Raw genomic sequence first — 18,042 nt, 5'->3', positions numbered from 1 at the left:
AAACTCATAAAAGGGATTCCCAAACAGGCGAAGATATGATTCAACGCTTCTCAAATCATTGAGGAGGTTTTGATGCGCCGCCGCCGGTATGAACTGACAGATTATGAATGGTCGATCATAGAGCCTTTGCTGCCGAACAAGCCGCGCGGGGTGCCTAGGGTGGATGACCGCCGGGTGATCAACGGCATCTTGTGGCGCTTTCGGGCGGGAACGCCGTGGGCAGACATTCCCGAAAGATATGGTCCCTACACCACCTGCTACAACCGGTTTGTCCGCTGGCGCAAGGCCGGGGTGTGGGACCGACTGTTCGAGGCGGTGAGCAAAGCCCATGACGGTGACATCATTATGATCGACAGCAGCTGTGTCCGTGTGCATCAACAAGGGGCCACGGCAAAAAGGGGGATCAGGACGATGGCTGCATGGGCCGTTCCCGGGGTGGACTGACCACCAAAATCCACGCCCTCGTCGATGCGGATGGTCTGCCGATCAGGCTTTCGCTGACTGCTGGACAGACCCACGACAGCAAACCGGCCCTTGATCTGATTGAGGACATCAAGGAGGAAGCGATCTTGCTCGCTGACAAAGCCTATGATACCGACGCGCTTCGTGCCTTCACCACAGCGCGCAGAGCTTGGGCCAATATTCCGCCAAAAGCCAACCGCAAGCAGTCCTTTACCTTCAGTAAATGGCTGTACCGACACCGTAATCTCGTCGAGCGTTTCTTCAATAAGCTCAAGCACTATCGGGGCATTGCAACGCGCTATGACAAAAACCCGGAGAATTTCCTCGCCGCTGTAAAACTGGCTTCAGTCTGTATCTGGTTGAAAAATTATGAGTCTACGACCTAGAATTCAGAACCCACCAGTGCGCGGGCAAATTCGCGAGCGGAGAAAGGCTGGAGGTCCTCAATCGCTTCGCCGACACCAATGGCGTGCACGGGCAGGCCGAATTTCTCGGCGCACGCCACCAGAACGCCGCCGCGGGCCGAGCCGTCCAGCTTGGTCATGACAATGCCGGTGATATTGGCGAGGCGCTGGAACACTTCCACCTGATGCACAGCGTTCTGGCCCGTGGTGGCGTCGAGCACAATGACAGTGTCATGCGGTGCGCCATCGACCTTTTTGCCAATCACCCGCACCACCTTGGCCAGTTCCGCCATCAGTTCATCACGGTTCTGCAGTCGGCCTGCGGTGTCGATCAGCAAGACGTCCGCGCCTTCTTTTTGGGCGCGGTCAACGGCTTCATACGCAAGGGCCGCCGCATCCGCGCCAATTTCCTTGGTGACAACCGGCACACCGTTCCTGTCGCCCCATACCTGAAGCTGTTCAACTGCCGCCGCGCGGAAAGTATCGCCCGCCGCCAGCATGACGGATTTGCCGTCATCCTTGAACTTTTTGGCCAGCTTGCCGATGGTCGTGGTCTTGCCTGCGCCGTTCACACCGGCCATCAGGATGATATGGGGCTTGTTGGCCTTGTCGACGGTCAGCGGTTTAGCCACAGGGGCCAGCATGGCTTCGATCTCTGCGGCGAGGATATCACGCACTTCGTCGCCGCTGATTTCCTTGTCATAGCGGCCTTTGGCAAGGGCGGTGGTCAGCTTTGAAGCCACGTTAACGCCAAGATCGGCGGTGATCAGCAGGTCTTCAAGCTCTTCCAGCGTCTCATCATCCAGCTTGGCCTGGGTAAATATGCCGGTAATGCCGCCCGAAAGCGCATTGGTAGATTTCTTCAGGCCATCCTTCAGGCGCTGGTACCAGCTCTTCTTTTCCTGAGGCTCAGGCGCTGGTTCTTGGCTTGGCACCGACGCGTCCGCCATCACCGGTTCTGGGCTCGGCCCGGGCGTTGGTAATTCGGTCTCTTCAGTCGGCGTTTCTGCCGCTGGAGCCTCGGCCACCTCTTCCTTTTTGCCGCGCAGCCGCTTGAACCAGCCTTTTTTTTCTTCTGCCATAAAAGCCCCTGAGGTTTTTAGTATAGTTTGATGCCGGTCATCGCGTTCTCGTCGCGTGCGGTCAGGCGCACGGGCACAATGTCGCCTGGCTCTGCGCCGGTGTCCACCACAACGGGGATGAATTGTTCACTGTGGCCCATGGCCTCACCGTCATGGCCCACGCGCTCAATCAGTACATTGGCGGTGGTGCCTTCTGCCCCCTTGAAAAGCGCAGCTACGCGGGCGTCGCCTGCAGCGCGAAGCTGGGCCGCGCGTTCTTTCCTCACCGCTTTTGGCACCTTGTTCGGGATGCGGGCAGCAGGGGTGCCCTCGCGCTCTGAATAGGGGAAGACATGCAGCCATGTCAGGTCGCATTCTTCCACCAGCTTCAGGCTATTGGCGAACATCTCATCGGTTTCCGTGGGGAAGCCTGCGATAATGTCGGCACCGAATACCATGTCCGGCCGCTCGGCGCGCACACGGGCGCAAAACTCGATGGCGTCCTCGCGCATGTGACGCCGCTTCATACGTTTGAGGATCATATTGTCCCCGGCCTGCAGGCTCAGGTGCAGGTGCGGCATCACGCGTGGTTCATGGATGATGGCGTCGTACAGGGGCTCATCCACTTCGATACTGTCGATGGACGAGATGCGCAGACGCGGCAGGTCCGGTACCAGCTTGAGGATTTTCTGCACAAGCGTGCCAAGGGTGGGCGTGCCCGGCAGGTCCTCGCCAAAGCTGGTGATATCCACACCCGTCAGTACAACTTCCTTGAAACCACGGTCAACCAGCCGTTTGATCTGTTCCACCACTTCGCCCATGGCGACAGAGCGGCTGTTGCCGCGGCCATAGGGGATGATGCAGAAGGTGCAGCGGTGGTTGCAGCCGTTCTGGATTTGCACAAAGGCGCGGGCGCGTTCGCCAAAGCCGTCAATCAGGTGCCCCGCCGTTTCCTTGACGGAGAAGATATCATTCACCTGCACACGCGGCGCGTTCGAAAGGTCAAGCCCTGCGCGCTCAAGCCCGATAAAGTTTTTGGCTTCAAGCTTTTCCTGATTACCCAGCACAGTGGCGACTTCCGGCATTTTCGAGAACTGCAGCGGGTCGATCTGCGCGGCGCAGCCGGTGACGATGATGGGGGTGTCAGGGCGTTCGCGCTTCATGCGGCGGATGGATTGCCGCGCCTGCCGGGTGGCCTCTGCCGTCACGGCGCAGGTGTTGACGATGATCACATCATCAAGCCCGGCATCCTCGGCATGGCGGCGCATCACCTCGCTTTCATAAGCGTTGAGGCGGCAGCCGAAAGTCACGATGTCGGGTTTTGCACTCACAGCGCAATTTCCCCTTCAAATGCAAGCATGGCGGCACCGGTCATCTGAACCGTGCCGTCCGCAAGCCATTCAATCTCAAGCGCGCCGCCATCAAGCTGGACGGTGGCCTCGTGGCCTGTCAGGCCTCGCCGTGCGGCAGCAACAAGCCCGGCACAGGCGCCAGACCCGCAGGCTTCGGTAATGCCTGCACCGCGTTCCCATACTCGTTGGCGGATGATACCATCTTTTATCGTGGCGACAGAGACATTTACCCGTTCCGGGAACAGGGGATGATGTTCAATTTGTGGGCCGAAGGTTTTAAGGTCGACCGCTTCCGCATCATCCACAAAAAATACCACATGCGGGTTGCCCATGTTGACGCCAACCGGGTCGCTCAGGCTCCCGACCCTTAGGTCGATATGCAGTGTATCCATTTGGTCAGACAGGGGAATTTCATCCCAAGCTATCCGGGCCGGACCCATGTTGACGCTGACGCCGCTGTCGCTGTGGTTCTCGGTGCGCGCGGCAGTGAGCAGCCCCGCGTCGGTGCGGATCGTCACTTTGTCTTTGCCGGTCTCATCCAGCATCAACTTGCCCACGCAGCGCGTGGCATTACCACAGGCGCCAACGCGGCTGCCATCGGCATTCCTGATTTCCATAAAGATATCAGCGTCTTCGCACGCTCGCATCACGATCAACTGGTCACAGCCCACCCCGCGCCTGCGGTCAGCAATGTGGCGGACAACCTCATCCGACAGCGTCAGGTCATGGGACCGCGCGTCAAAAATGACGAAGTCATTGCCCAGCCCCTGCATCTTGAGGAAGCGGCGTATATGGGAGCCTGTGTTCATGGCGCTGCTTATATGGTGAGGAAGGGGGCAGAGTCTATCCCATAGTGGCATAAAACCGCAGTTTTCAGCGCGGGATCAGACAAGATTTTCTCAGCACTCGACAAAAGGTTGGCGGAGTGGGATTAAGAAACCTATGAAAAAGCTGATTGTCCATATGGGAGCGCACCGCTGCGCTTCGAGCGCCACGCAGGCATTACTGCGCAGAAACTGTGCGGAAATTGAGCGGAAAGTGTGCCTTGTTCTGCGCGATGACCTCAGGGCGGAGGCGCATGGCATTGCGATGAACCGGTTCCACGCCTATCGGTGGTGGAGCCCGGTGCGCCGGGCCGAGGTCTCCCGCACGATACGCGCGGTTGAGCAGGTGGAACAGAACACGATTCTTGTTAGCGAAGAAAACCTGATGGGCGTCATGCCAGGGCATCGGGGGCAGGGTTTTTTCCCGGGATTCAGGCATTTGACGCGAGCGCTTGCCAGGCTTGACCCTGTCGCGGAGGTGCACCCCCGGCTGATCGTCAGGCGGCAGGACAAGTTGATCGAATCGATCTATGGTTTCCGGGTTGCGTTTGGCCTCAGGGACGATTTCAGCAGCTTCCTCAAGCAGTTCATCGGCATGGACCTGTCGTGGTTGCGCTTTGCCGATGACCTCACCAGCGCCGGGTTCGCGGAAACCGCAAGGATTGACGTGCTCGAGGGTTGGCCGCGAGGGAGTGCGACAAGTCATGTACTCGCTTTTCTGGGCCTTCATGACCTGACGCTTGCCGGTGGTGGGTTGCGATCAGGCAACAGCCGTTTCGGCGCCGAGGCGCTGGAACTGCTGCTGGCAATGAACCGCTGTGCGCTCGGCCTGGATATGAGTTGGCGCCGCGCCATATTGTTCCCCGCGCTGAGGAAAGCGAAACACGCCGATACCACTTTGGTGCAGGAACTTCTGGAGTTGGGGGACGATGAAACCAGTGTGCTGAAAGCAGCGCTGGCGATGCCGTCGCGCTTTCAAATGACTGATGAGGAACGCAAACAGATGCTGTCGCCGCTCAAGGGACCGAACCGGCAGTTTCTAAAACACAGGCTTGTCGGTAGTGATGAGGGATGCTGGTATGATGACGCAGGCTAGGGCTGCCAAAGTGAAACGCCGGATTATTCTGCATTGTGGTGCACCAAAAACCGGCTCCACCAGCTTGCAGCATTTTTTTGCGGATAACGCGACAGCGCTTGCACGGGATGGCGCGGTCTGCCCGCCCCGTTTCTTCAGGCAGGGCAATGTTGACCCGCTGCACACTATCTTTACACAACTCAGGGCAGGGCTGCGCCGGCAGGAAAAATTGCTGGCCGCCGGGCGACAACGGCTGGACAAGCTCTTTGATGAGGCCGGCGTCCACACAGTATTGATTTCCAATGAGTCAGCATTGGGTGAGCCATTCATGGCTGTTGAGCCGGGCTTTTTCCCTGCGCATGCCCGGAGCATTGAATTGTTGCAGAAGCTGTTTGCCGGATATGAAGTACAGGTCGTTTATTTTATCCGGGATTTCGAGAGCTTTATGCCGTCCTACTATGTGCAATATGTGCGCATGGGCGGTTTTTTGTCGTTTGACGAGTTTTGCGCGCATATCGGCGACCATAACCTGTCATGGCAACCGGTTCTTGGTACCCTGGGCCATGCTTTCGGGGCGGCGAATATCCATTGCCACCGGTCGGAAAACCTGCGTTTGACCCCGGCCGATACAGTGGTTCAGGCATTTGGCCAGTTTTTGCCATCGCTACCGACCTTTGTGGCGGGAAAATATAACCAGAACCTGTCCGTGGGACCTGTCGTCCTGTCCGTCTACAGGGGTTTTAACCGGCTTGTGGCGACCTTGGTGCCGCGCCGGTACCACAGACGCTTGCGTCCGTTGATGCGGCAGTATGTGTATGAACCCATCGCCTATCTCTCAGGCCTGCTGACGGCTGGCAAGGCGCGGCAGCGCCCAGCCTACCGGCCAACGGGGGCACAAGCCACACACTGGCGTGCGCAATATGAAAATGACCTCGCCCGCCTGCAGGTCAATTGAAGGCTGAGAAGCAGCAGGGTTTGTCAGCAATTGTTCACTTTTTGTTCTTTTCTTGTGGCGTGCGATCCGCTATATTGCCGACATAGAAAATGCAATCAGGGAGGCCGCGATGGACATGGTCGAAAAAGGGCAGTCGTTTCGGGACATGCATTATGCGGATCGGGCTTTCATCATCCCCAACCCCTATGATGCGGGGACTGCAAAACTGTTGGCGACTTGTGGCTTTCAGGCGCTCGCCACCACCAGTGCGGGATACGCTTTTTCAGCCGGCAGGCCAGATAATAATATCGGCCGGGATGAAATGTTGCAGCATTCCGCGATGATTGTGCAGGCAACAGACCTGCCGGTCAGTGCGGACCTTGAAAACGGGTTTCATGAGGCACCGGAAGAAGTGGCACGTACCATCGCCATGGCAGCTGAGGTTGGGTTGGTCGGCTGCTCGATTGAAGATTCAGTGAACACGGGGCCGAATAGCGGCCAGTATGACCTTGGTTTTGCGAAGGAGCGCATTATCGCTGCGGTGGAGGTTGCGCGCACCTTGCCGTTTCGCTTTACCTTGACGGCGCGGGCTGAAAACTTCCTCGTTGGTAACCCGGACATCGCTGACGTAGTGGCACGCCTGCAGGCTTATGAGGACGCGGGGGCAGATGTGCTGTATGCCCCTGGGCTGACCAGTGAAACTGATATTCGCACCGTGGTCGAAAGTGTGGGCAGGCCTGTTAATGTGGTGATGGGGCTTTCGGGCGTGCAGCTTGGTCAGGCCGAACTCTCAGTTATGGGTGTAAAGCGTATCAGCACAGGGAGTTCGCTGGCCCGTGCGGCGCTTGGCGCCTTCCTGCGGGCCAGCAACGAGATGCGTGACCATGGCACTTTCAGATATGCCGATGATGCGGTGCCCTTTGGTGAGATCAACACCATATTTTCCTGATGTCGCTCGGCTGCTGCCCTGAAGACCTGTGATCAGAAGATCAGCGGCAACAGCAGGAAGCAGATTGTTGTGACCACGAACGTGCCGAGGATGTTGAGCCACAGGCCGGCGCGCACCATGTCTGGCACGTGGATATGGCCGGTGGAGAATACCACGGCATTCGGCCCGGTGGCGACGGGCAGCATAAAGGCGCAACTGGCGGCCATCGCAGTCGGTGCGGCGAGCATTATGGGGTCGATATTCGCACTTGTGGCCAGCGCGCCAAGGACGGGCACAAGGGCGGCCGTAGTGGCGGTGTTGCTGGTCAACTCAGTGAGGAAAATCACAAGGCCGACAATCGCCAGCATGATGACAAACAGATGCGCGGTGGCAAGGCCGCTCATGGCCTCGCCTGCCCATATAGCCAGGCCGGTAGCCTTGATGGCCGCGGCGAGGCTAAGGCCGCCGCCGAACAAAAGAATCACCCCCCATGGCAGGGTCACGGCCTGGTCCCAGTCCAGCAGCGCTTCGCCCTTGGTGCCTGAACCGGCGGGAACAAGGAACATGGCCATGCCTGCCGCGATGGCGATATGCATGTCGGATAGCTTGGCCACAAAGGGTAGCAGGTTGGTAAGCGGTTCAAAGTCCACCAGCACCTGACGGAAAGACCACATGAAGGCCATTGTGGCCATGATCATGGCAACGCGCTTTTCGGGCGTGGTGAACGAGCCCATCGCGGCAAGTTCGGTCTGCACCACATCCTGTCCCCCGCGCACCATGTCGGCCTTGAACGGAAAACAGATTTTGGTCAGTACCAGCCACGCCAGTGGCACCATGGCGGCAACTACGGGGATCGCAAAAGCCATCCATTCAAGGAACAGGATCTCCCGCCCGGTTTCCTGCATGATGAAACCTTTGACGAACAGGTTGGGCGGCGTGCCGATATAGGTGCCCAGACCCCCAATGGACGCCGACCATGCGCAGCCGATCAGCAGGGCAATGGTGAAGCGGTGGCCGTTGGCTTTTTCGCGTAGGATGGTGTCTGCCACCGTGATGGCGATCGGGATGATCATCAGGGTGGTTGCTGTGTTGGATATCCACATGGACAACAACGCGCTCGCCGCCATAAACCCACCAATCAGTGCCGCGGGGTGGTCTCCAACCCGGGAGAGAATCAACAGCGCGATGCGCCTGTGCAGGTTCCAGCGCTGCATGCCCATGGCGGCAAGGAAGCCACCGAGCAGCAGGAAGATCACGGGTTCAGCATAGGGCCAGGAGGCTTCCTTGGATGTGGTCACATCCAGGACCGGTAAAAGGACAAGGGGAAGCAAGCTGGTTGCAGGCACGGGGATCGCTTCTGTCGCCCACCAGCAGGCCATGAGGGTCGCGATGGCGACCGTCGTCCACGCAGCCTCGCCCAGGCCTTCCGGGGTAGGGGAGAACAGCAGAACAAGAAAAAGCACCGGACCCAAAAGCAGGCCGATCGTCTGGTATAATGCGCGCCCGCCTGTGTGCTCTGGCGTCAAGCCTGACATGGTGTTCTCCCCCGCATGTGTATCCCCGTCTCCCCAGTTGGTTGCTCCTTGGATAACGAACAAGCGGGATGGTGTGAAGGGAAACTTGACCTTATGCCCTGCAATTCAGCTCAAACCCGTTACAGGCGTAACATTCGCTTGTGCGCGCCGTTGGCTTTTGTATGCTGCGTGACAAAGATAAAAGGGAGGATTTCATGTCCATCAGAAAAATAGTCGGGCTGGCATTTCTGCTGCTCGTGATAGCGGGCGGGGTGTGGCTCGCAAAGCTTGTTTGGTTCAAGCCGTTCAGCTTTGACCATTTTCAAACCCGGGTTATTGTTGAGGAAGGCCTGCGCAGCCCGCAGACAATGTCCAGTCTGCGGATGCTGGAGCCGTATGGCATCACGTCCCACAATGGCGAGCTGGATGATATTTCCATTGAAGCAGACATGGAAGGACTGGCACGCACCAAGGATAACTTTGAAACCCTGATGTCCTACGTCGATGAGGATCTCACGGAAGCCCAGCGCTTCAACAAGCGCTTGATGGCTTATCCGATGGAGCAGGAGATCAAGAACGAACGCTTCATGTTCTATAATTACCCGCTGACGCAGCTTTACGGTTGGCACAATGGTGTGGCGAGCTTCATGACCGGCACCCATTCAGTTACCGATGCGCAAGAGGCGGACTATTACAATGCGCGCCTTCGCAAGCTTCGTACCCAGTATGAGCAGCTTATGGGCCAGCTCAAGAAGCGGGAAGAAATGGGCATCATCCCGCCAAAGTTCATTTTGCAGAAGGTCGAGAACCAACTGCGTCCTTTCCTGACTGATGATCCGAGGGATAACGCGTTTTATGCCGCGATGAAAGCCAACCTCGACAAGCTTGATGATATCAGTGCTGAAGAGAAGACGCGCATTCTGAATGAGACAGAAGCTGCCATTCGCGAAGTTGTATTTCCGGTGTGGGCGGAACTGCTGGACTATACCGTGCAGTTGAAGAACATCGCGACCGATGAGGCGGGTGTGTGGAAGCTGCCGGACGGCGCGGCCTATTATCAGACCCAGCTCGAGCATCACACGACAACCAAGATGACAGCTGAAGAAATTCACGCGCTTGGTTTATCTGAGGTGGTGCGTATCCAGAACGAGATGCTCGCGCTCTTTGAAGCGGAAGGGTATGACACGTCCATTCCGTTCGCGGAGCTGATCAACAATTTCACGGCGGAAGACCGTCACTATTACCCGGATACCGACGAGGGCCGTGCGCAGATCCTTGAGGATTACACCGCGCTCGTGCGGGAGATCGAAGCCGGTGTTGCCGGCATGTTCAACCGGACGCCCAAGGCGCAGGTTGAGGTTGTGCGTGTGCCGGTCTTTATCGAACAGGGTGCGCCGGGTGGTTATTATGAACAGCCAGCCTTTGATGGCAGCCGTCCGGGCCGGTTTTATGCCAACCTCTATGATATCAAGGGCACACCGAAGTTTGGTATGCGCGCGCTGACCTATCATGAAGCCGTGCCGGGCCACCACTATCAGATCGCGCTGCAGCTTGAGCAGGATGATCTACCACTGTTCCGCAAATTCTCGGGCTATGGTGCTTATGTGGAAGGCTGGGCGCTTTATGCCGAGCGGGTGGCGATGGAAATGGGTTTCCAGAAAACCAACGCGGACAAGATTGGCGCGCTACAGTCTGAATTGTTCCGTGCTGTTCGTCTGGTTGTGGACACCGGTATGCACGCCAAGCGCTGGACCCGGGAAGAAGCCATCAAATATATGGCGGACAACACCGGTATGGCGATGACGGATGTGGTGACCGAGATTGAGCGTTACATCGTTTGGCCGGGCCAGGCTTGCGGCTACAAGATCGGCCAGCTGACGATCCTGCGCCTTCGGGACAAGGCTCGCCAGGCGCTTGGTGACAAGTTTGACATTCGCGAATTCCATGATGTCGTATTGATGGGCGGCGCGGTGCCGCTGACCATTCTGGAAGAACAGGTGGATGCCTATATCGCCAGCAAAAGCTGAGCGTGAGATATACCATCAGGCAAGGGGTGGCTTTGGCCGCCCCTTTTTATTTGTGCGCACAAATGCATTTGCAGGCTGACCGCGAGAAGATTTTCTTTTAAGTTGCTTCAAGTGATTGGAGAAGGGCGAGCGAAACCTGACTAGGGTACGACATCCAGATGAAACCGGCGATCCCGCCGAGATGGCTGAGACGCAGCGGCTTATACGCCGGGCGATTGACGGGCTTTATTTGCGTCAACTCCCCATCGTTACCCTTGTTATCGGGTGCTATTATGCCTTCCTTACTCTGGCACATTATTTTGTGCTGCCACCTGATCTCAAGCCGACACTGATGGCATTGGCCGCAACAGCGGCTGTTGTATCTTTCCTGACCTTTTATGCCGCGCGTGCCGGGAAGATATCTGAACGGGCGTCGCATATCGCCTTTGTACCAACGGGGTTGCTGGGGGTTGCGAATGTTTACGGTCATGTCGCGCTGAGCGGCGACATGCTGCAAATGACCAATGCCGTGCTGGCGCTTCTGGTGTTCAGTTTTGTGACCTTGCTGCCCATGGTATTTTATGCGCTGACTGCCTTGTCTGTGGCGCTTTATGTACAGTGTCTCATTGCGCTTGGCGGTGACCAGACGGCGCATTTTGCCTTCATGCTGGTGCCAGGGCTTCTCCTTGGTCTTCTGTGTTTTACACAGCGTTACCGGACACTGACCCATCTTGAACGGTTGCGGATTACCGATAAAGCCAAGACAGACCAGCTTGAGCTGATGAACCAGCAAATCATGGGGCAGGTTGAGGAAGCCGAGCGGGCCGCGGCCGAGGCCAAGCGGGCCAATGAGGCCAAGGGCATTTTTCTCGCCAATACCAGCCATGAGTTGAGGACCCCGCTGACAGGTGTGCTGGGCACCATGAACCTGCTGGAACATACAAACCTTGACGACGAGCAGCGCGAACTTGTCGGCGCGGCCCAGGTCAGCGCCAAAACGCTCCTGACATTGATTAATGATATCCTCGATCTTGCCCGGCTGGATGAAGGTAAGCTTGCGCTGACGGCCCAGGCTTTTGAAGTGGGCGAACTTGTCCGCCACATCGCGGGGCTGATGCGCTCGGCGGCGGAGGAAAAGGGGCTCTCGCTGACTTGCCATTTTGGGGATGCGATGGATTACCGCCTTGTGGGGGACCCTGTGCGCATTGGCCAGATCCTGTTGAACCTGATCGGGAATGCCATCAAATTTACCGAGGACGGTCGCGTTGACATTACCACAAGCATCGACGCGCGCGACAGCAACCTGTACCGGCTGACCCTTCTGGTTGAAGATACGGGCATCGGGTTCAGCAAAGAGGAAGGCGCTCGCCTTTTCCAGCGTTTTGAGCAGATGGACAGCTCCGCCCGCCGCAAGCAGGGCGGCGCGGGTCTCGGGCTTTCCATTTGCCGCGAGCTTGCGGTGCTGATGGACGGGACACTCGACGCTGACAGTATGCCGGGTGTGGGATCGCGCTTCCGTTTCGCGGTGACATTGCCAAAAGCCGAGGGCAAATATGACCCGACACCCAAGGTGATGGACCACACTGAGACGCTGCAGCGTCTGAAGCTGAAGGTTCTTCTGGCGGAGGACAACAAGGTTAACCAGATGCTGATCGTGAAATTGCTGGAGCGCTACGGCTGGGAGATCATAGTGGCGTCAAATGGCGAAGAGGCGCTACAGTGCATTCTGGCGGACCGGTATGACCTTGTGCTGATGGATGTGCGTATGCCGGTCAAGGACGGCGTGACAGCTGTGCGCGAGGTGCGGGCCGCGGGCGGCGACAGGGGCGCGGTGCCGATCATCGCGCTTACCGCCAACACGATGGCGGAAGATATCGAAAGCTATCAGGCGGTCGGAATGAATATGGTGGTTGGCAAGCCAATCCAGATCCCGGAGTTTGAGGCGGCGGTCATGACCCTCTTCCGCGACCGCGTGCCGGATGCGGCGGAATAGCGCGGCGGCGCCTTGTTTTGCTTGACTCTCCGCCTGCTTCTTCCTACATAAGCCACGCTTTCCAATAGGAATGACAGACATAAGACGCGTCTTCAATGGTCCGCCCTGAGATGCCCACCAGTCAGCGAGTTTCGCCCACTGGTGCCATTATGGTTTGGCTAAGTCTTTGGAAAGTTTTGGAATTATGTACAAGATGCAAGGCGATTTTGCGTATGTTTGACAGCTTGTCCGATCGGCTCAGTGGTATTCTCGATGGTTTGAAGCGCCGTGGTGCGCTCAAGGAATCGGATGTCACCGAAGCGCTGCGCGAAGTGCGCATCGCGCTGCTTGAGGCCGATGTCGCGCTGCCGGTTGTCAAAGATTTCATCGCAAAAGTAAAAACCAAAGCCGTTGGCCACGACGTGCTGAAGTCGGTGACGCCCGGCCAGCAAGTGATCAAGATCGTCAATGACGAACTGGTTGCAATGCTGGGTGCTGAAAGCACGGGGCTGAACCTGATTGGCGTGCCGCCGGTTGTTGTCATGATGGTGGGTCTGCAGGGCTCGGGTAAAACCACGACAACCGCCAAGATCGCGAAGCGCCTTAATGAGAAGGACCGCAAGAAGGTCCTGATGGCATCGCTTGACGTGCGCCGCCCGGCCGCGCAAGAGCAGCTCAAGATACTGGGTGAACAGATCGGCGTGAAAACCTTGCCGATTGTCGCGGGTCAGATGCCGGTGGACATCGCACGCCGCGCGCTTGACGCTGCGAAGCTGCAGGGCTTTGACGTTGTCATGCTTGATACCGCAGGCCGCCTGCATGTCGACCAGGCGCTGATGGCCGAGGTTGTGGCCGTGCGCAACGCAACGATGCCGACCGAGACGCTGCTGGTGGCGGACAGCCTGACAGGGCAGGACGCCGTTAACGTGGCAAAAGAATTTGATGCGCAGGTCGGGATCACCGGCGTGGCGCTGACCCGTATGGACGGTGACGGCCGTGGTGGTGCCGCGCTTTCCATGCGTGCCGTGACCGGCAAGCCGATCAAGCTTGCGGGTACGGGCGAGAAAATGGACGCGCTTGAGGATTTCCATCCCGAGCGTGTCGCCAGCCGTATCCTTGGCATGGGTGACGTTGTCAGCCTGGTTGAGAAAGCGGCAGAGACGATTGAAAAAGAAGACGCTGAAAAAATGGCCAAGAAAATGGCCAAAGGCGAATTCGACCTTGATGACCTGCGCACGCAGTTGCAGCAGATGTCCAAGATGGGCGGCATGAAGGGTGTGCTGGGCATGTTGCCGGGTATGGGCAAGCTCAAGGGTGCCATGAATGCCGGTGTTGACGACAAGGTCTTCAAGCGTCAGGAAGCGATCATTTCATCAATGACCCCGCAGGAGCGTAAAAAACCGCAGGTGCTGAACGCATCGCGCAAGAAGCGTGTTGCTGCCGGTTCGGGTACCAGCGTGCCTGAGGTCAACAAGCTTCTCAAGATGCATATGCAGATGGCGAAGATGATGAAAAAGATGTCCCGCATGGGCAAGAAGGGCGGCATGCCCGGAATGCCAGGTATGGGAGGAATGCCGGGTGGCTTGCCGCCGGGCTTCGACAAGTTGTTCTCGTGAGCGGTTAGCCAACCTCTCACTGGAATTGTTTTGAAAACTTGAGAATACGTCCGGCAAGGCCCGCGAGGCATCGGACATCTGAAAGGAAAATAAAATGGCTGTTGCAATTCGTCTCGCCCGTGGTGGCGCCAAGAAACGTCCTTACTACCGCATCGTTGTTGCGGATACACGCGCACGCCGTGATGGTAAGTTCATCGAGAAAATCGGTCACTACAACCCGATGCTCGAGAAAGACGACGAAAACCGGGTGAGCTTCGACACTGACCGTGTGAAGCATTGGCTTGGTGAAGGCGCGAAGCCTTCTGATCGTATAGCTCGCTTCCTCGAAGCGGCTGGCATCGTTGAGGGCAAAACCCGCAACAACCCGAACAAAGGTAAGCCAGGCCAGAAAGCTCTCGACCTGATCGAAGAGAAAAAAGCAAAAGCTGAAGCTGCTGCGGAAGCTGCCAAGGAAGCTGAAGAAGCGGCGAAGGCTGCGGCGGCCGCCCCGGCTGAAGAAGCGCCAGCTGAAGAAGCTGCTGCTGAATAATCACAGACTTCAGTATTGCCCGGCGTATGTGCCGGGCAAACTTAAGGTGATTTCAAAATGGCCAACGGGTCTTCAGAACGACGCCAGCGCGGTGTCGAAGATGGCTGGATTTGCGTGGGCGCTCTTGCGGGCGCCCATGGCGTTCGCGGCGACGTGCGCGTGAAATCCTTCACCGAAGATCCAGAGGCCATTTTTGCGTTTGCGTCCCTGCACAAAGGGGCGAATGGGCCTGTGATCAAACTCAAGCGGTTGCGCGAAGACAAGGAAGGTTTTATCGCTCGCCTTGACAGTGTGAAAAACCGTGAGGATGCACAGGCACTTAAAGGCACGGGACTTTACGTTGCCCGTGATGTGTTTGCCGCGGAGGATGAGGACGAGTTTTACCTCGCCGACCTTATCGGCCTTGATGCGCTGGATAAAAGTGGCACCCGTGTCGGTTTTGTGCGCGCCGTCGAGAATTTTGGCGCGGAAGACCTTGTTGAACTGGTGCTTGATAAGCCGTTACCGGGCCTTGGCCGATTTGCCTTCATTCCTTTCCGTAAGGCCTTTGTGCCGGTGGTGGATATTGCGGGCGGCACGCTGACCATTGCGTTTGACGACTGGGTATCAATCCATGTGAGTGAACGCGATGAGGATGACACAGCGGGTGAGGCGGTAAAATGAATCCGTTCTTCACCGCGCAGGTCCTGACGCTGTTCCCGGATATGTTCCCGGGTTGCCTTGGTGGTTCGCTTGCAGGGAAAGGCCTTGAAGAAGGCCGCTGGGCACTGAAAACGCTGGACATTCGAGATTTTTCGAGCGATAAGCACCGCTCCGTTGACGATACCCCTGCTGGCGGTGGCCCGGGGATGGTGCTTCGGGCCGACATTCTAGGTGGGGCGATTGACGCCGCGCGCGAAAGTGCGAAGCCGGAATGGCCACTTGTTTATATGAGCCCGCGCGGCAAGCGCTTTGACCAGGCCGAGGCTCACAGGTGGCAGGACGCAGGTGGTGTGACCATCCTGTGCGGTCGGTTTGAAGGTGTTGACGAACGTGTGCTTGAGGCACGCGGTGTTGAAGAGATAAGCGTGGGTGATTTTGTACTCTCAGGTGGAGAGCCGGCAGCCCTCGTTATGTTGGATGCGGTTGTGCGCCTTTTGCCCGGTATTATGGGCGCGGCTGCCACGCTGGATGAAGAGAGTTTTGAGAGTGGGCTCCTGGAGTACCCTCAATACACCAGACCTCAGGTCTGGGAAGGTCGGGAAATTCCCGAGGTGCTCACAAGTGGGCACCATGGCCGTATCGCCCAGTGGCGACGCGAAAAAGCAGAAGAGTTAACCCGTATACGCCGGCCGGACCTCTGGTCGACCTATGTGCGGGGAAAAGAAAAAAAGGTATAGACCGATGAATATCATTCAAAAGCTCGAGCAAGAGAAAATTGCTGGCCTCACGGAAGGTAAAACCATCCCTGAGTTTGGCGCTGGTGACACGCTGCGTGTTGATGTGAAAGTCGTTGAGGGTGAGCGCGAGCGTATCCAGGCTTTCGAAGGTGTTTGCATTGCACGCGCCAACAAAGGCATCAGCTCCAACTTCACCGTTCGCAAAATCTCCTATGGTGAAGGCGTTGAGCGTGTATTCCCGCTTTACGGCCCAACCGTAGACGCGATCACCGTTGTTCGCCGTGGTAAAGTACGCCGCGCCAAGCTGTACTATCTCCGTGGCCGTCGCGGTAAGTCTGCTCGGATTGTCGAAAAGCGCGATTTCCGCAAAAACGACGCGAAATAAAATTACACACTTCGGCGAGAAGCTTTTTATTTCTTGCGTAATGCCGAGGGTGACTATAAAGAACGGGGGCGGGTCACAGATCCTGCCCCCGTTTTTCTTTTTGGCTGAAACACAAGCCGTGCTCTAGTGCGAGCATGATAAAGGAAAACACCCTCACGCGCTGATGGCGCACAGGCAAACGATGAAGCGGAGCTGAAAATGCCGAAGACGATGTACGATAAGATATGGGAAGGTCATGTTGTCGAACAAAGAAGCGACAATGTTGCCCTACTATATATCGATCGTCATCTTGTGCATGAAGTAACCTCCCCACAGGCGTTTGACGGCCTGCGCGCGTCGGGTCGCACTATCCGTCGGCCTGACAGCATCATTGCCGTGCCGGACCATAATGTGCCGACCAAGGACCGCAACAAGCCGAACCCGGACCCGATGTCCACGGCACAGCTGGCGGCGCTTGAGGATAACGCCAGGGAATTTGGCCTTGATTATATTCCCATGGATGATGTCCGGCAGGGTATCGTGCATGTGGTTGGACCTGAACAGGGCTTCACGCAGCCGGGTGTAACCCTTGTGTGTGGTGACAGCCATACTTCTACCCATGGTGCCTTTGGCGCGCTGGCGTTTGGTATCGGTACCAGCGAGGTTGAGCATGTGCTGGCCACGCAGACGCTGATCCTCAAAAAAGCAAAGAACATGCGGGTGACGGTTACTGGTGAATTGCCGCTGGGTTGCTCTGCAAAAGATGTTGCGCTGGCTATTATCGGCGAGATAGGCACGGCTGGTGGTACGGGCCATGTGATTGAGTATGACGGGCCAGTGATTGCAGGCCTATCGATGGAAGGGCGTATGACTCTTTGCAATATGTCCATCGAAGCAGGCGCGCGTGCAGGCCTTGTGGCGCCGGACGACAAAACATTCGACTATCTCAGGGGCCGCCCTTATGCGCCAAAAACAGGCCAGTGGGAAGCTGCGGTTTCTTATTGGAAATCGTTGCGTTCGGACGAGGGCGCGAAGTTCGACCGCGAGGTCGTGATCAACGGCAGCCAGATCGTGCCGCTTGTGACGTGGGGCACCAGCCCTGAAGACGTGGCGCCAGTGACGGGCTCCATTCCGCTTATCGCCAGCTTCAAGGATCGGTCCAAGCAGGAAGGTGTCGTCAAGGCACTTGAATATATGGGCCTTAAGGAAGGCACCGCGATCACCGATATCAAGGTGGACCGTGTGTTTGTTGGCTCCTGCACCAATAGCCGGATTGAAGACCTGCGCGAAGCGGCGGCGGTTATCAAGGGCCGCAAGGTCGCCGGCCATATTATCGAGGCGATGATTGTGCCGGGTTCTGGCCTGGTGAAGGAGTTGGCAGAGCAGGAAGGCCTTGACAAGGTATTCACTGATGCGGGCTTTCAGTGGCGAGAGCCCGGTTGCTCCATGTGCCTTGCGATGAACCCCGATAAAGCGGGGCCGGGCGAGCATGTTGCAAGCACGAGCAACCGCAACTTTGTCAGCAGGCAGGGGCCGGGTGCCCGTACTCATCTTGTCAGCCCCGCGATGGCGGCGGCAGCGGCCATTGCCGGCCATTTTGTTGACGTGCGTGATTTTTAAGG

At 57.4% G+C, this 18,042-nt stretch carries 16 protein-coding genes; 12 read left to right on the top strand and 4 right to left on the bottom strand.

Features of this window, described 5'->3' with window-relative positions; all coding sequences use genetic code 11:
• Positions 1 to 72 precede the first annotated feature (72 nt).
• Positions 73 to 848, top strand: a protein-coding gene (locus OEU85_RS07380) for an IS5 family transposase (RefSeq protein ID WP_262689381.1) whose coding sequence is annotated in 2 segments (ribosomal slippage) — positions 73 to 388 and positions 388 to 848 — 777 coding nt in all. Because the reading frame shifts where the segments join, the coding sequence is not laid out codon by codon here.
• On the opposite strand, the gene ftsY is transcribed toward OEU85_RS07380, so the two are convergent.
• Genes ftsY through dapF form a run of 3 tightly spaced genes read right to left on the bottom strand, consistent with a single transcriptional unit; the run spans position 845 to position 4,088 of the window.
• Positions 845 to 1,948: a signal recognition particle-docking protein FtsY gene (ftsY, locus tag OEU85_RS07375; RefSeq protein ID WP_262690822.1), complete on the bottom strand. Its 1,104-nt coding sequence runs from the start codon at positions 1,946 to 1,948 to the stop codon at positions 845 to 847. The two genes, OEU85_RS07380 and ftsY, sit on opposite strands and share 4 nt — an antisense overlap.
• Before the next feature lie 17 nt (positions 1,949 to 1,965).
• Positions 1,966 to 3,258: a tRNA (N(6)-L-threonylcarbamoyladenosine(37)-C(2))-methylthiotransferase MtaB gene (gene mtaB / locus OEU85_RS07370; protein ID WP_262690821.1), complete on the bottom strand. Its 1,293-nt coding sequence runs from the start codon at positions 3,256 to 3,258 to the stop codon at positions 1,966 to 1,968.
• Complete coding sequence (gene dapF, locus OEU85_RS07365) at positions 3,255 to 4,088, bottom strand: diaminopimelate epimerase (protein WP_262690820.1); 834 nt, start codon at positions 4,086 to 4,088, stop codon at positions 3,255 to 3,257. Before dapF ends, mtaB begins: the two co-directional genes overlap by 4 nt.
• 133 nt (positions 4,089 to 4,221) lie before the next feature.
• Here dapF and OEU85_RS07360 point away from each other — a divergent pair, with 133 nt between their 5' ends.
• The 3 genes from OEU85_RS07360 (at position 4,222) to OEU85_RS07350 (ending at position 7,061) form a co-directional block, all read left to right on the top strand.
• Positions 4,222 to 5,199: a hypothetical protein gene (locus tag OEU85_RS07360; RefSeq protein ID WP_262690819.1), complete on the top strand. Its 978-nt coding sequence runs from the start codon at positions 4,222 to 4,224 to the stop codon at positions 5,197 to 5,199.
• Complete coding sequence (locus tag OEU85_RS07355) at positions 5,183 to 6,133, top strand: hypothetical protein (RefSeq protein WP_262690818.1); 951 nt, start codon at positions 5,183 to 5,185, stop codon at positions 6,131 to 6,133. Before OEU85_RS07360 ends, OEU85_RS07355 begins: the two co-directional genes overlap by 17 nt.
• A 109-nt stretch (positions 6,134 to 6,242) precedes the next feature.
• On the top strand, positions 6,243 to 7,061 hold the full coding sequence (locus OEU85_RS07350; protein WP_262690817.1) for an isocitrate lyase/PEP mutase family protein: 819 nt from the start codon (positions 6,243 to 6,245) through the stop codon (positions 7,059 to 7,061).
• A 32-nt stretch (positions 7,062 to 7,093) separates the two neighbouring features.
• Here the strand turns inward: OEU85_RS07350 and OEU85_RS07345 are convergent, their stop codons facing one another.
• Positions 7,094 to 8,575, bottom strand: a complete 1,482-nt coding sequence (locus OEU85_RS07345; protein WP_262690816.1) for an SLC13 family permease — start codon at positions 8,573 to 8,575, stop codon at positions 7,094 to 7,096.
• A 194-nt stretch (positions 8,576 to 8,769) separates the two neighbouring features.
• Here OEU85_RS07345 and OEU85_RS07340 point away from each other — a divergent pair, with 194 nt between their 5' ends.
• The 8 genes from OEU85_RS07340 (at position 8,770) to leuC (ending at position 18,040) form a co-directional block, all read left to right on the top strand.
• Positions 8,770 to 10,581, top strand: a complete 1,812-nt coding sequence (locus OEU85_RS07340; protein WP_262690815.1) for a DUF885 domain-containing protein — start codon at positions 8,770 to 8,772, stop codon at positions 10,579 to 10,581.
• A 181-nt stretch (positions 10,582 to 10,762) separates the two neighbouring features.
• Positions 10,763 to 12,553: an ATP-binding protein gene (locus tag OEU85_RS07335; protein ID WP_262690814.1), complete on the top strand. Its 1,791-nt coding sequence runs from the start codon at positions 10,763 to 10,765 to the stop codon at positions 12,551 to 12,553.
• Between the two features lie 212 nt (positions 12,554 to 12,765).
• The gene (gene ffh / locus OEU85_RS07330) at positions 12,766 to 14,148 is read left to right on the top strand and encodes a signal recognition particle protein (protein WP_262690813.1); all 1,383 of its coding nucleotides are present in this window, start codon (positions 12,766 to 12,768) and stop codon (positions 14,146 to 14,148) included.
• A gap of 94 nt (positions 14,149 to 14,242) precedes the next feature.
• Complete coding sequence (gene rpsP, locus OEU85_RS18610) at positions 14,243 to 14,677, top strand: 30S ribosomal protein S16 (protein ID WP_394805391.1); 435 nt, start codon at positions 14,243 to 14,245, stop codon at positions 14,675 to 14,677.
• A 57-nt stretch (positions 14,678 to 14,734) separates the two neighbouring features.
• On the top strand, positions 14,735 to 15,340 hold the full coding sequence (rimM, locus tag OEU85_RS07320) for a ribosome maturation factor RimM (protein WP_262690812.1): 606 nt from the start codon (positions 14,735 to 14,737) through the stop codon (positions 15,338 to 15,340).
• Complete coding sequence (gene trmD, locus OEU85_RS07315; protein ID WP_262690811.1) at positions 15,337 to 16,056, top strand: tRNA (guanosine(37)-N1)-methyltransferase TrmD; 720 nt, start codon at positions 15,337 to 15,339, stop codon at positions 16,054 to 16,056. The genes rimM and trmD overlap by 4 nt, the downstream gene beginning before the upstream one ends.
• Positions 16,057 to 16,060: 4 nt before the next feature.
• The gene (gene rplS, locus OEU85_RS07310) at positions 16,061 to 16,441 is read left to right on the top strand and encodes a 50S ribosomal protein L19 (protein WP_262690810.1); all 381 of its coding nucleotides are present in this window, start codon (positions 16,061 to 16,063) and stop codon (positions 16,439 to 16,441) included.
• A 192-nt stretch (positions 16,442 to 16,633) separates the two neighbouring features.
• Complete coding sequence (leuC, locus tag OEU85_RS07305; protein ID WP_394805394.1) at positions 16,634 to 18,040, top strand: 3-isopropylmalate dehydratase large subunit; 1,407 nt, start codon at positions 16,634 to 16,636, stop codon at positions 18,038 to 18,040.
• Positions 18,041 to 18,042 lie beyond the last annotated feature (2 nt).

The organism is Kordiimonas aestuarii, assembly GCF_025574465.1.
GTDB classification, from domain to species: domain Bacteria; phylum Pseudomonadota; class Alphaproteobacteria; order Sphingomonadales; family Kordiimonadaceae; genus Kordiimonas; species Kordiimonas aestuarii.
This window is presented reverse-complemented; position numbering and strand designations above follow the sequence as displayed.

Coding starts and splice junctions, on each gene's coding strand:
- ftsY (WP_262690822.1), bottom strand. CDS start 1,948: ATGGCAGAAGAAAAAAAAGGCTGGTTCAAGCGGCTGCGCGGCAAAAAG.
- dapF (WP_262690820.1), bottom strand. CDS start 4,088: ATGAACACAGGCTCCCATATACGCCGCTTCCTCAAGATGCAGGGGCTG.
- OEU85_RS07360 (WP_262690819.1), top strand. CDS start 4,222: ATGAAAAAGCTGATTGTCCATATGGGAGCGCACCGCTGCGCTTCGAGC.
- OEU85_RS07355 (WP_262690818.1), top strand. CDS start 5,183: ATGATGACGCAGGCTAGGGCTGCCAAAGTGAAACGCCGGATTATTCTG.
- OEU85_RS07350 (WP_262690817.1), top strand. CDS start 6,243: ATGGACATGGTCGAAAAAGGGCAGTCGTTTCGGGACATGCATTATGCG.
- OEU85_RS07345 (WP_262690816.1), bottom strand. CDS start 8,575: ATGTCAGGCTTGACGCCAGAGCACACAGGCGGGCGCGCATTATACCAG.
- OEU85_RS07340 (WP_262690815.1), top strand. CDS start 8,770: ATGTCCATCAGAAAAATAGTCGGGCTGGCATTTCTGCTGCTCGTGATA.
- OEU85_RS07335 (WP_262690814.1), top strand. CDS start 10,763: ATGGCTGAGACGCAGCGGCTTATACGCCGGGCGATTGACGGGCTTTAT.
- ffh (WP_262690813.1), top strand. CDS start 12,766: ATGTTTGACAGCTTGTCCGATCGGCTCAGTGGTATTCTCGATGGTTTG.
- rpsP (WP_394805391.1), top strand. CDS start 14,243: ATGGCTGTTGCAATTCGTCTCGCCCGTGGTGGCGCCAAGAAACGTCCT.
- rimM (WP_262690812.1), top strand. CDS start 14,735: ATGGCCAACGGGTCTTCAGAACGACGCCAGCGCGGTGTCGAAGATGGC.
- trmD (WP_262690811.1), top strand. CDS start 15,337: ATGAATCCGTTCTTCACCGCGCAGGTCCTGACGCTGTTCCCGGATATG.
- rplS (WP_262690810.1), top strand. CDS start 16,061: ATGAATATCATTCAAAAGCTCGAGCAAGAGAAAATTGCTGGCCTCACG.